Here is a 14240-nt window from a genome sequence, read left to right on the forward strand (position 1 = left end):
AATGCTCAACCTGAAGCAATTTGAAATCTGGTTTATTACGGGTAGTCAGCATCTGTACGGGGAAGAAACCCTTCGGCAGGTCGACGCTCATTCAAAGATTATCGCGGAGTTTTTAGACAATGCGGCTCCCATGCCGGTTCGGGTGGTGTTCAAGCCGGTCGTAAAAACACCAGACGAGATTTATGCCATTTGTCAGGAGGCCAACGTAGCGCCCAACTGCGTCGGTATTGTCACATGGATGCATACGTTCTCGCCCGCCAAGATGTGGATTCGCGGATTGACCATCCTGAAAAAGCCGCTGCTGCACCTGCACACCCAGTTTAACCGCGACATTCCGTGGGGCGACATCGACATGGATTTCATGAACCTGAACCAATCGGCGCATGGCGACCGGGAGTTCGGGTTTATGGTGTCCCGCATGCGACTGAATCGCAAAATTGTGGTTGGCTTCTGGCAGGAAGACGCTGTGGTGCAGAAAATTGCGGCCTGGGCACGGGTGGCCGTGGGCGCTTACGAACTCAAAACGCTGAAAGTGGTTCGCTTCGGCGACAACATGCGGCAGGTAGCCGTAACGGAAGGTGATAAAGTAGCCGCCGAAATGACCTTTGGCATGTCGGTCAATACGCACGGGATTGGCGACCTTGTGTCCGTCATTAATCAGATTACCGATGCGGACGTAAACCAGCTGGTTGAGGAATATGCCGATACGTATACCCTCATGGACTCGCTGCAAAAAAACGGAGCGCAGCACAGTTCCCTCCGCGACGCGGCCCGGATTGAACTCGGCATGCGGGCATTCTTGCAGGACGGTGGTTTTGGGGCCTTCAGCGATACGTTCGAGGACCTGCATGGCATGAAGCAGTTGCCCGGTATTGCTTCTCAGCGCCTGATGGCTGATGGCTATGGTTTTGCGGGTGAGGGCGACTGGAAAACGGCCGCTATGGTGCGTATCCTGAAAGTTATGGCCGCTGGCTTGCCAGGTGGTAACTCGTTCATGGAAGATTACACGTACCACTTCGATCCGGCTAATCCATTGGTATTAGGCTCGCACATGCTGGAAATCTGCCCCAGTATCGCGGCTGGTAAGCCCTCGTGTGAGATTCATCCATTAGGCATCGGTGGTAAGGAAGACCCCGTTCGGCTGGTGTTCAACGCGTCGGCCGGCCCGGCCATTAACGTGTCGCTGATTGATATGGGCAATCGCTTTCGGTTGCTGGTCAATGAGGTTGAAGCCGTTGACGTTACCGAAGCCCTGCCGAAGTTACCCGTTGCCCGGGCGCTCTGGAAACCCATGCCCGACATGGCCACCGGCTGTGCAGCCTGGATACTGGCGGGTGGGGCTCACCACACGGTATACAGCCAAAACCTGACGACCGAGCACATCGAGGACTTCGCCGATATTTTCGGAGTCGAACTCGTTGTCATTGACCGCAATACCAATCTACGTCAACTGAAAAACGAACTACGCTGGAGCGAAACAGCCTTTAAATAAAGAGCGAAAGAGTGAATGAGCGAAATCGGACCGCAGCCGCGGACGGTCGCCGAAGCGGAGCGAAATGCTAAATCACTCTTTCACTCATTCGCTCTTTCACTCATTACCCACATGAAAAAACAACTCACCTCACTTCTCCTCGCTACGCTCAGCCTGAGCGCGCTGGCGCAAAACCGGGTAACGGTCAATGCCGATCAGGGGAAAACCGTCATCAGCCGCCACATTTACGGGCACTTTGCCGAACACCTGGGCCGGTGTATTTACGATGGTTTTTACGTCGGCGAAGGCAACACCAAAATTCCGAACAAAAACGGCGTTCGGCTGGACGTCGTGGAGGCTCTGAAAAAAATGAAGATCCCGAACCTGCGCTGGCCGGGCGGGTGCTTCGCCGATACGTACCACTGGAAAGACGGCATTGGTCCGAAAGCCAAACGGCCGAAGATCGTCAACACCTGGTGGGGGGGCGTTACGGAAGACAACAGCTTTGGTACCCATGACTTCCTGAACATGTGCGAACTGCTCGGAACCGAGCCGTATCTGGCCGGGAACGTCGGCAGCGGCACGGTACAGGACCTGAGCGATTGGGTGCAATACGTCAATTTCCCCAGCAATAGCCCTATGTCGACCCTTCGGCAGCAGAACGGACGCCAGAATCCCTGGAACGTGCGTTACTGGGGCGTTGGGAACGAAGCCTGGGGTTGTGGCGGTAACATGACGGCCGATTACTACGCCAACATTTACCGGCAGTACGCTACGTTCATGGATCAAAAGGTTGGTAAAGAAAACATCTTCCGAATTGCGTCGGGGGCCAGCTCGGATGATTTCAACTGGACCGAAACCCTCATGAAAAACATCCCTGGCAAGATGGTCGAAGGGGTGGCTCTGCACCATTATTCGGTATTCGGCTGGGGGCCAAACGAGAAAGGCTCAGCCACCGAATTTACCGAAACCGACTATGCCCACACCATGAACGAAGCCCTGAAAATGGATACGTTCGTGCAGAAGCATTCGGAAATTATGGATAAATACGACCCGCAGAAGAAGATCGCCCTGGTGGTCGACGAATGGGGGGCGTGGTACGAAGTCGAGCCAAAAACGAACCCTGGTTTTTTGTATCAGCAGAACACCATGCGCGACGCGATTCTGGCCGGAGCTACGCTCAATATCTTCCACAAACACGCCGAACGGGTCCGTATGGCGAATCTGGCCCAGGCCGTTAACGTACTTCAGGCGGTGATTCTGACGAAGGGTGATAAGATGCTGCTGACCCCCACGTACCACGTGCTGGAAATGTACAATGTGCACCAGGACGCGACGATGCTGCCCGTCGACGTAAAGTCGGACGACTACAAAGTAGGAAACTATAAGCTTCCGGCCGTATCGGTATCTGCCTCACGCGATAAGGCGGGCAAAACCCACATCTCGCTGGTGAACATCGACGCTGGTAAACCGCAGGAGATTACGGTCAATCTGAAAGGACTCAAGGCATCCGGCGTGACGGGGCGCATCCTTACCTCCGCCAAAGTGCAGGACCACAATACGTTCGAAAACCCAACCAAAGTGAAGCCCGTCGCCTTTACCGGTGCCCGGCTCAACGGCGACAACCTAACCGTTACGCTGCCGCCCGTATCGGTGGTGGTACTAGAATTATAAAGAGCGAAAGAGCGAATGAGTGAAAGAGCGAATGGCTGGATCACTCTTTCGCTCTTTCACTCATTTGCTCTTTAAACCATGTACAAGACACTTCAAGAAGAATGTTACGAAGCCAATATGCAGCTGCCTAAGCTGGGATTGGTCCTGTTTACGTTTGGCAACGTCAGCGCCGTTGACCGCGACCGGGCTGTGTTTGCCATCAAGCCCAGCGGTGTACCGTACGAGGCTTTGCGGCCCGAGGATATTGTGATCTGTGATTATGATGCGCGGGTCGTTGCGGGTACCATGCGCCCTTCGTCGGATACGAAAACGCACGCGTTGCTGTATAAGACCTGGGACGACATCGGTGGGATCACGCATACGCACAGCACCTACGCCGTAGCCTGGGCACAGGCAGGTATGGATATTCCAATCTTCGGAACGACCCATGCCGATCATACCCACCAGGATATTCCGTGTGCGCCGGTGCTTACCGACGCGATGATTCAGGGCGATTATGAATACGAAACCGGCAATCAGATCTTCGGAATTTTCGAGCAGAAAGGGTTGTCGCACCATGAAATGGAGATGGTCCTGCTTCAGAACCACGGGCCGTTTACGTGGGGCAAAACCGCCGAAAAGTCGGTGTATAACGCGGCTGTGCTCGAAGAAGTAGCCCGCATGGCGTATCTGACCCTGCAAATCAACCCCGAAACGCCCCGCATCAAAGACACGCTCCGGATGAAACACTATGAGCGCAAGCACGGCAAAAACGCGTATTACGGACAAGGTTGCTAAACCACTCGCTTATCTAAACCCTTAACCCTCATGACGCTTGGACTTGAAACCGTCGATTACGTAATTTTCTTCATCTATTTCGTCATTGTAGCCTCCTACGGCTACTGGGTCTACCATCATAAAGGCCGGCAGAACGCCGACAGTAAAGATTTTTTCCTTGCTGAGGGTTCGCTGACCTGGTGGGCCATTGGTGCGTCCATCATTGCATCCAATATCTCGGCCGAGCAGTTTATCGGCATGTCGGGGCAGGCGTTTCAACTGGGTTTGGCCATATCGGTTTACGAGCTGGTTGGAGGGCTGTCGCTGGTAGTCATTGCCATTTATTTTCTGCCGATGTACATCCGTAACAAGATCTACACCATGCCGCAGTTTCTGGAAATGCGTTACGACAAGCGACTGGCAACGATCATGGCCGTATTCTGGCTGTTTCTGTACATCCTTGTCAACCTCACGTCCATCATCTACCTCGGTGCTTTGAGCATTGAAAAAATGACCGGCTTCGGCTTTATGTCCTGCGCTATCTTCCTGACAGTATTCGCCGTGTTTATCACGCTCGGTGGTATGAAGGTCATTGGCTACACGGACGTTATCCAGGTCGTTTGTCTGGTTGTGGGGGGACTCGCAACGACGTATCTGGCCTTAAGCCTGCTGTCGGATAAAGTCGGTACGGGGGCCGGTGTGTTTGAAGGGCTAAGCCTGATCAAGCAGAAAGCCGACCATCACATGCACATGATTTTTGAACGGGGTGAGTACTTTGTACACGACGGCCGGGGCGGAAAAATTGACGCTTACAACCAGCTACCGGGGCTGATGATGTTCATCATCGGCGGGCAGTGGATCGTGAATTTCAATTATTTCGGCTGCAATCAGTACATGATCCAGCGGGCGCTCGGTGCTGATCTGCCGACGGCCCGTAACGGCGTCCTGTTCGCGGCTTTCCTGAAGCTGATGATGCCGTTTATTGTGGTATTGCCCGGCCTGGCAGCTTACGTCCTGTTCCAGGAAAACGCCGATGCTGCCATTGTACAGGGAATTACCGACAACAATGTGGTGAAGCCTGACAATGCGTACCCGGTCCTGCTTAACATTCTGCCGACGGGCTTGAAAGGGCTATCGTTCGCGGCCCTCACGGCGGCCATTGTAGCCTCGCTGGCCGGAAAGGCAAACAGCATCTCGACGATCTACATGCTGGACATCCACAAGAAATTTGTCAACCCCAACATCAGCGAAAAACAGACCGTCTGGCTGGGTCGCGTAGCGATTATCGTTTCATTCATCATTGCGCTGGCGATCAGTCCATTCCTGCAGAATTTCGGACAGGGTTTCGAATACATTCAGGAGTACACCGGCTTCATTTCGCCGGGTATTCTGTGCATTTTCCTGCTGGGTATGTTCTGGAAACGCGCTTCGGCCAATGGCGCACTGGCGGCTGCGGTGCTGAGCATTCCGTTATCGACCCTGCTGAAGTATCAGGTTCCGGACATGCCGTTTTTGAACCGCATGGGTACTGTTTTCTGGATTTGCGTCGTCGTACACGTAACCATCAGCCTGATTGAATCGCGAGGGCAGCGTAACCCCAAAGCGTTTGCAGTCGATCGGCACTGGTTCCAGACCAATTCCTCGTTCCGGGTGGGTGCTGCGGCCGTATGTGCACTGCTGGCCCTTGTCTACGTCATTTTCTGGTAAGAAAACCAGAGTGCTGGTGTGATTTTTTAAACGTTTAATCTGATTTAGCAATCGTATTAATGAAAACCCTGCCCTTTCTTTTAGCCACTCTACTAGTGGTATCAGGCTGTAATTCAACTAAAATGAACGAGCAACAAGCTGGCATTGAAAAAACTTCCTTCGGAAAATTAACCGACGGCCGGGAGGCTGACCTGTATACCCTGCGCAATGAAACGGGTATGGAAGCAAAAATCACCAACTATGGCGGCATCATCGTGTCGCTGACAGCCCCGGATAAAAATGGTACGTTCAGCGACATCACTCTGGGCATGGACTCACTTTCGGGCTACGAAAAAGGCGTACCGTACTTCGGGGCGCTGATTGGTCGCTACGGCAACCGGATTGCCAAAGGCAAATTCACGCTGGATGGCAAGGCGTATACGCTGGCCACCAACAACATGGGCAACCATCTGCACGGTGGACTGAAGGGCTTCGACAAAGTGCTGTGGACGGCAACACCCGTAGAGGGCGAAGAACCGGCGTTGAAGCTGGCGTATACCGCAAAGGATGGCGAAGAAGGCTATCCCGGTAACCTGAATGTCGAGGTGACCTACACCCTGCAAAAAGACAATGCGCTACGGATTGACTACAAAGCCACGACCGACAAGCCAACAGTGGTGAACCTGACCAACCACGCCTATTTCAACCTGGCTGGTCAGGGCGACATCCTCAGTCACGAAGTAACCCTGAACGCCGACCGATTCCTGCCGGTAAATGAAACGCTGATTCCAACGGGTGAGTTGAAGCCGGTTGCCGGTACCCCATTTGACTTTACAACGTCGACGGTGGTTGGTAAACGGATCAACGATTCGTCGGACGTACAGATCAAATACGGATTAGGATACGACCACGCCTGGGTGCTTACGGACAGCTCAAAAACCAGCAAACTGGCCGCTACGGTTTACGAACCCACGACCGGCCGCGTTATGGAGGTGTTCACGACCGAACCGGCGATTCAATTCTATACGGGCAACTTCCTGGACGGCACGCTCACGGGTAAGGGGGGCGTCGTGTACCAGAAACGTACTGGTCTGTGTCTGGAAACGGAACATTATCCCGATTCGCCAAACCAGCCCAACTTCCCGACAAGCACGCTACGGCCCGGGGAGACGTATCAGACATCGACCATTTACAAGTTCTCGACCCGTAAATAATCAGTCTATTTAAAGACCTGAACTGACAGGACCAGTCCGAGACGTACCCGGTTTACTATCGCCAGACGCCCACGAAGCTAAGACAGCTTGTTAAACGTACGGGCGTTTGGCTAATTTTTAAATTGTACAATATAATTATTTTGTATAATTTTTAAAATCCATCAACAAAACCGCATGGAATCCCGAAATCCGGACCAAACGTTATGGCAATCATTTCGTGAGGGGGAAAAGCAGGCATTAGGGCAGTTGCTTGAACGCTATTATCGCGTATTGAAGCACTATGGGTTGAAGTTTATGGTGGAGGAAACCGTGGTGGAGGATTGCATTCAGGAGCTTTTTTTACAATTATGGCAGAACCGCGAACAGATTAACGATACCGAGTCGGTCAAGCATTATCTACTGAAAGCGCTGCGACACCACGTACTACAATACATACGGCTGCAAAAACGGCTGAACTATGAAGAACTGGACTGGGATAGTGCCTTGCCGGAAGAACCTGATTCGGAAACGCTGCTCATACAGCAGGAATCACTGGAAAGGCTGGTCAAAACAATCCGGGATCAATTAGCCAGTTTACCAAACCGGGAGCGGGAAGCCTTATACCTGCGGTTCTACGAAAATTTATCGATCCCCGAGATTGCCGAGGTTATGAATGTAAACCGGCAATCTGTCTCCAACTTTTTACAAAAAGCCTTAACCAAACTCCGTAATCAGTGGCTTTCGCCCGTTCTGGTGACATTTTGTATTTTTTTATAAAAAAATTCGCTTTAAGAAGGGTATGAGGAGCCATAATCTTCATACTATCAATGAAAATAGCCAAATAGTTCAATGGGCCTTCCTCTTGACACCCTTTCGAGCGTTGAAGATTTCTTAGCAAATGATGCGTTTCGAACCTGGATGCTCGAACGGCGTCCGGAAGATCAGTTGTCGTGGCAGCAGTGGCTCGCTCAACATCCGGAGAAACAGGAGCTTTACGAACAGGCCGTTGCTACCTTTCTGGTCTTCGAAGGCAGAAAGGTAGAGCTTTCGGATCGGGAACTTACCCGTCGGGCGGAGAACATTCTGAGTCAGCTGCCAGATAACTCTCCCGTTGTTAAGCCATTGATCAACTGGCGATGGGCGGGATGGGCAGCCGCAGCAGCGGTGGCCGGTCTGGTGATCTGGTGGCAGGTAAACGAACCTCTTTCCAACCCGGTAGCTGGTACTCGTACGACCGACGAACGGCCGGATGAGGGCTGGAAGGTAGTCAAAAACACAACGGGGCAGGCCTTGATAGTTCTGCTGCCCGATAACTCATCGGTATTGTTGTCGTCAGGTAGTCAATTACGTTTTCGCAAACAGATGCAGCAGGCAGTACGGGAAGTTTTTCTGGAAGGCGAAGGTTTTTTTGAAGTGACAAAAAATCCGGCCAAACCATTTCTGGTATATGCACCTACGTTAACCACGAAGGTTCTTGGCACCAGCTTTCAGATTCGGTCTTATGAGAAAGAAGCAGTTGCGTACGTGAAAGTGAAAACCGGTCAGGTGGCCGTTACGTCGACGGCCGCGTCCACCAAACCGGTCTCCTTGAGTGCCAACGAAGAGGTTAGCTTAAAGACGACTAACAAGCAGTTTGAAAAGCACGAACGTCTGACAGCAAACACCACCTCCGCGATCCTGACGCAACAATTTACATTTGACTACACGCCTGTGCCCGAGGTATTAGCCCGACTTGAAAAAAATTACCACGTATCCATTCACTTTGACCGAAACAGGCTCAGCAACTGCACCTTCACCGGTCAACTCAACGACATCCCGTTTCTGGAGAAAATCCGACTTATCTGTATAGCCATCGACTCTGATTATGAATTTGTGGATAACCAGATTACCATACTCGGACCCGGATGTAATTGACTATTAACCATGTAATTGTTCCACTACTAATGCTGTAGAATCTATCTCCTGCTCAGGTGACGCGATAGTATTCTAGTACTACCGCTAATCCTTTCGTAAATGTGTAAAAATGACACATTTCATCATGTTCCATAATGTATAACCCCCCAAACCATGCAGAACCGGTTACTAAACCGCAACATCTGGATCAGGATTATGAAACGCTCAGGCCTGCAACTTTTGTTTGCGCTTACCCTTGTTAACATCAGCCTTGCCTTCGACGGCAATTCACAGGAGCTCCTGAACCGCCGGGTTACGCTCAACGCGCAGAACCAGGATGTAGAACTGGTCATCAAACGACTCGAAGAACTGTCCAGAGTACAGTTCCTGTTCAGTAGAGAAGTCATTCAGTCTAAACGAAAAATTAGCTATCAGGCTAAGAACGAGCAGCTTCACCAGGTACTGGATCACATTCTGACTCCGCTCAATTTAAGCTATGAGGTAGTCGGCCAGCAGATTGTCATCAAACGAAACGCAGCCCAGTCGGCTAATCTGCCCAGTGGAAGCTCTTCAGAGGCAAGTTCAGCGGACGCCAAACAGGATGTTCAAATTTCCGGACGGGTTACGGACGAAAAAGGCGAAGGTTTACCCGGCGTAAACATCCAGATCAAGGCAACAACGCGCGGAACCATTACGGATGCCGATGGTAATTACCGCCTTTCGGTACCCAATGCCGGCGCTGTGCTCGTATTCTCACTGGTGGGCTACGTAGCCCAGGAAGCGACGGTTAGCACGCAGCAGGTGATCAACATCAACCTGGTACCCGATAATAAAACGCTGGATGAAGTCGTGGTGGTGGGCTACGGTGTTCAACGCAAACGGGACGTGACAGGCTCGGTAGTGTCGGTCAACGAAGCCACACTGAAAGAAGTACCGGCTCCCAACCTGGTGAATCAGTTGAAAGGCCGGGCAGCCGGGGTTACGATTGTCAGTAACGGATCAACCCCGGGGTCGCAGGGGCAGATCCGGATTCGGGGAAACCGCACCCTAACAACCGGTAACGGCGATGGACTTGATGGTCCGCTGGTCGTTGTGGATGGTATTCCGTACGGAGGCCTAAACGACATTAACCCAGATGATATTGCCAACCTTGAAATCCTGAAAGATGCGTCCGCTACGGCTATCTATGGGTCGCGGGGTGCTGGCGGGGTTATTCTAATCACTACTAAACGGGGTAAAGTTGGCAAACCAGTATTCACCTACGATGGCTACCACGGGCTCACTAACATCATGGGCAAATACAACGTCATGAATGGCGCTGAGTATGCCCAGTTTAAACAGGAAGCTGCCAAATACAACCGCACGGCACCCGGCACCACGGCTTATCCGCTCACAATCAAGGAACAGGAAGCGCTGGCCGCTGGCATTTCTACCAACTGGCAGGACCTGATTTACAGACAGGGTTTCAACACGAACCATCAGTTAGGCCTGCAAGGGGGTACTGAAAACACGCAGTATTCATTAGGGCTGGGCTATTTCAACGAAACCGGTATTATCCCCAGCCAGAAGTTCGAGCGGTACACGATACGCGCTACCATCGATCAGCGGCTCGGAAAGAACATCAAGATTGGGCTGAATACGCTGAATACGCTTACCTACACAAACACGCCCGGTGGTGGTGGTATACCAGGTGGTTTGGTTCGGTTAACTCCGCTGGCGGCTCCCTATAATGCAGAAGGTAGTGTGAACTTGTTCCCTTTGGAAGGCTCAATCGATGCCGCTAGTGTAAGCCCGCTCACCATCATCACAAAGAGAGATTCATATCTGGGACGTACCCGGTCGTTAAGAACATTCAATAGCTTATATGCTGAGGTGAACATTTTACCAGGTCTGCGCTATCGGTTCAATGCCGGTCTGAACTTCAGCCAGTCGAACTACAACGGCTACAATGGTCCGCTGACCTACTTCAACAACGCCACGGTTCAGTCGTCGTCAAACGCCGAGATCAGCAATACCGAGTTTTGGGACATTAACCTCCAGCACCTGTTGTATTATGACAAAACCTTTGGGAAGCATAAATTGGGCTTTACGGGACTGTATGAAGTCACGCAAAACCATTCGCTGGGCAGCCGATTCACGATAACTGGGGTTCCGGCCGATTACATCAAAACGTCTAACTTCTCACTGGCTTCCGGAACACCGGTCGCTAGCTCGGACTTTGGTAACTCCTTTGTCGAAACGGGACTGCTGTCGTACATGGGCCGCGTCAATTACAGCTACAATGATCGCTACCTGTTAACCCTGACCCTGCGTCGGGATGGTTCTTCGACCCTGTCGCCCGGCAACCAGTACTTCAATTATCCGGCCATTGGCGCAGGGTGGAACATCATTGAGGAAGGTTTCATGAAGGGTATACCGGTTATTTCAAACCTGAAACTACGCGGAGGCTGGGGTATATCGGGCAACCGGAACGTAGGGGCCTATGCCACACTGGGCGCACTGTCGGCCGGTTACTATAACTTCGGTCTGGGCACGGCCGGTCAGCAACTGGCCTACACGGTGACCAGCCTGCCAGCAACGAATCTGGGCTGGCAGTCAACCTCGCAGGTTGATATTGGCGTTGACTTCGGTTTCCTGAACAATCGAATTACGGGTACAGTGGACTGGTATCTTCAGAAAACTAAGGACATTCTGCTGTCTGTGCCGCTGCCTCCCAGCAATGGCGCTGGCTCAACGCTGCGGAACCTGGGAAGAACTGAAGGCCGGGGGCTGGAAACGTCGCTGACGTTTGATATCTTCAGGAAGCCAGGCGGTTTCAACTGGAGTGCCGACTTGATTTATTTCTTCAACCGGGAAAAGATCACTCAGCTCACTACACCGACTGAACTCTCGAACGTAGGAGCCGGCTGGTTTGTTGGCCAACCTCTTTCTGTCATATACGACTACAAGAAGATTGGTATCTGGCAAACCGCTGACCAGGAGAATGGTACGTTGCAAAGGCAAACCGCGCCCGTGCAGTTTCCCGGACAAATCAGAGTTGAGGACGTAAACGGCGACAACAAAATCGATCCGGCCGATCGGCAGATACTGGGTAATTTCCAGCCCAAGTGGGAAGGAGGCCTGACCAACCGCTTTACGTTCAAAGACTTTGACTTGTCTATCGTGACCTTCGCCCGAATGGGAATGAAAGTAGTTGTGCCTTACCTGACAGGTAACTCTACTGGTTCAGGTGGATTTGCATTCTTCAACCAGGGCCGGGTAAATCAGGTAAAAACTGACTATTGGACCGAAACCAACCCAACCAATGCGTTCCCGGCACCTGATGCGGGTGGTGCTGTTCAATGGTTCGGATCAACGTTGGGCTATTATGACGGGTCGTTCGTGAAAATAAGAAGTATTAACTTGGGTTATACCTTCAGCAATCAGCTGATTAAAAAGATTGGTATGAGCTCGGCCCGGCTTTACTTCAACGCGACTAACCCGCTTATCCTGTATTCGCCTTTGGTACGTGATAACCTGGTTGTTGATCCTGAAGGAAACAGCTATGCGTCTGGTTCGTCAACGTTGAATCCGTCGAACGCCAGCGAACGCGGAACTCCGGAGCGTCAGATCGCGGTAAACCTGAACAACCCGCCGGTTCGGCAATTCACCTTAGGCGTTAATCTTAAATTCTAATCTTTGACACTTCTATGAAAGCTATAAACGTTTGGGCCCTGATTGGTCTTACGGCTTTACTGAACACAGGGTGCGAAAAAATACTGGAAGAGAATCCACAATCGCAAATTGTCCCTTCTTACTTCAATAGTCCGGCTGGTGTATTGGGCGGCATTGCCGGTGTCTATAACGACATTCGGGGCCAGTGGGGCACCGAAGGGTTTACCGTGGAGATGCAGGCCGGCACCGATGATTTTATCCAGGGTGCCAGCTCAGGCGGTGGACCCGCTTATACCTACAACGGCCTCAATGGCAGCAACTTTGGTTCGGCATGGGGTGTGGCCTTTCAGGATATCAACACCCTGAATGGCGTACTCCAGTACGGTCAGACTATTGATTTGCCCGAAGCTACCCGAAAGCAGTATCTGGCACAGGCCAAGTTCCTGCGTGGCTTCTGGTATTTTTATCTGGTACAGACCTGGGGCGATGTGCCGCTGAGTACCACCTTTATTACGGTGCCGTCGCAGGCGGCTGCCCGCCAGCCAGCGGCCCAGGTGTACGAACAGATTATCAAAGACCTGACCGAAGCGGCAGCTGATTTACCCAACCAGCCAACCGCCCCATTCCTGGGCAAAGCCGCAACAAAGCCCGTCGCGCAACTGCTATTGGCGAAGGCGTACCTGACCCGTGGCTGGCTGAATAACACGACAGCTGACTTTACGCAGGCAGCTACCATCTGCGCTGACATCATTGCCAACAAAGCTGCGTATGGCCTTGACCTGTGGCAGGATTATGGCGATGCATTCGTGCCTGCCAACGACTACGGTAAAGAGACTATGTTTGTCAGCGACCACGTCAATGACCCGAAATTTGGCTACTATCAGGTAGGGGCCGGCGCCAGCGGTGGAGCGGCACAAAACCTGACCCCCTGGTTCACTACCTGGAACTACCCCAACAACAGCGGTGTCAACTCGTTTGTCAATGCGGCTGGAACGCTCGTAAACAGTGGTACGTCCGGTATGATTCGGGACTCTCAGTACGGACGTCCCTACGTTCGGATGCGGCCTAACACGGACAAGTTGAAGACGGGACCTAATGCGGGTAAGAGTTATTTTCTGGATCAGGCGTTTGTTAAGCGGGACGTCGACTCACGATTTGCCAGCTCGTTTACTACAGTATACATCTCCAACACGTCGATTACCAACCAGGCTAATGCTGCCAACAACCGCCGGGGTATCAGCTACACTACGGTAGTTGGTGCCGACACGGCTGTCTGGCTGCCCGATTATGAAGTGACCGGGGCTCCGCAGTTTGTAGGCACCAGACCCTTCAAAGGTATCGTGGTGCCCCCCAGCCTCTGGAACAACGGGATTTTCCCGGCGCTGAAGAAGTTCATGGACCCCAGCCGGGGGGCTAACTTCAACGACCCGTCGACCCGTCCTGTGGTATTGTACCGCTTCTCAGACGTTTACCTGACGGGTGCAGAAGCGTATCACAAAGCGGGTAACAACCAGCGGGCTGCCGAATTAATCAACGTAGTACGGCAACGGGCGGCCTTCAGAAAAACCAATACAGCTGCCCAGAATGCAGCAGCAGTGACAGCCATGACCATTACCCCGGCTGACGTAACGGTGGATTTTATCCTCGATGAACGGAGTCGCGAGTTCTTTGGCGAATGGCAGCGGTGGCATGATCTGGTTCGTACGCGTTCGCTCGTTCGTCGCGTGAAAGCCTGGAACCCGGAGGCCGCGAATTATATACAGGATTTTCATATGCTGAGACCGATTCCACAGAACCAGATTGACCGAACGGTGGAAGGGCCCAAGTTTCCGCAGAATCCGGGCTATTAATTCTCTATATTGTTGACTGATAGGATGTGGGTGGATAATAATCCGCTCACATCCTATTAATGC

General features: G+C 52.2%; 9 protein-coding genes. All 9 read left to right on the forward strand.

Features of this window, described 5'->3' with window-relative positions:
• Position 1: 1 nt before the first annotated feature.
• Positions 2-1492, forward strand: coding sequence for an L-arabinose isomerase (gene araA, locus DYU11_RS25330; protein WP_119670526.1), 1491 nt, complete (start codon positions 2-4; stop codon positions 1490-1492).
• Positions 1493-1603: 111 nt separating this feature from the next.
• Entirely contained in the window at positions 1604-3145 is a 1542-nt protein-coding gene (locus DYU11_RS25335) for an alpha-N-arabinofuranosidase (protein ID WP_119670613.1), read from the forward strand.
• Positions 3146-3223: 78 nt separating this feature from the next.
• A complete protein-coding gene (locus DYU11_RS25340; protein ID WP_119670527.1) occupies positions 3224-3922 on the forward strand; it encodes an L-ribulose-5-phosphate 4-epimerase in 699 nt (232 codons plus the stop codon).
• A 30-nt stretch (positions 3923-3952) separates the two neighbouring features.
• Complete coding sequence (locus DYU11_RS25345; RefSeq protein WP_119670528.1) at positions 3953-5608, forward strand: sodium/sugar symporter; 1656 nt, start codon at positions 3953-3955, stop codon at positions 5606-5608.
• Positions 5609-5667: 59 nt separating this feature from the next.
• On the forward strand, positions 5668-6801 hold the full coding sequence (locus DYU11_RS25350; RefSeq protein ID WP_119670529.1) for an aldose epimerase family protein: 1134 nt from the start codon (positions 5668-5670) through the stop codon (positions 6799-6801).
• A 174-nt stretch (positions 6802-6975) separates the two neighbouring features.
• Positions 6976-7557: an RNA polymerase sigma factor gene (locus DYU11_RS25355; RefSeq protein WP_119670530.1), complete on the forward strand. Its 582-nt coding sequence runs from the start codon at positions 6976-6978 to the stop codon at positions 7555-7557.
• 72 nt (positions 7558-7629) lie between these two features.
• Complete coding sequence (locus tag DYU11_RS25360; RefSeq protein ID WP_119670531.1) at positions 7630-8694, forward strand: FecR family protein; 1065 nt, start codon at positions 7630-7632, stop codon at positions 8692-8694.
• Positions 8695-8847: 153 nt separating this feature from the next.
• A complete protein-coding gene (locus tag DYU11_RS25365) occupies positions 8848-12348 on the forward strand; it encodes a TonB-dependent receptor (RefSeq protein ID WP_119670532.1) in 3501 nt (1166 codons plus the stop codon).
• 14 nt (positions 12349-12362) lie between these two features.
• Positions 12363-14177 (forward strand): RagB/SusD family nutrient uptake outer membrane protein, encoded by a 1815-nt coding sequence (locus DYU11_RS25370; protein ID WP_119670533.1) that lies wholly within the window; start codon positions 12363-12365, stop codon positions 14175-14177.
• Positions 14178-14240: the final 63 nt, after the last annotated feature.

Source organism: Fibrisoma montanum (assembly GCF_003583365.1).
GTDB classification, from domain to species: Bacteria; Bacteroidota; Bacteroidia; order Cytophagales; family Spirosomataceae; genus Fibrisoma; species Fibrisoma montanum.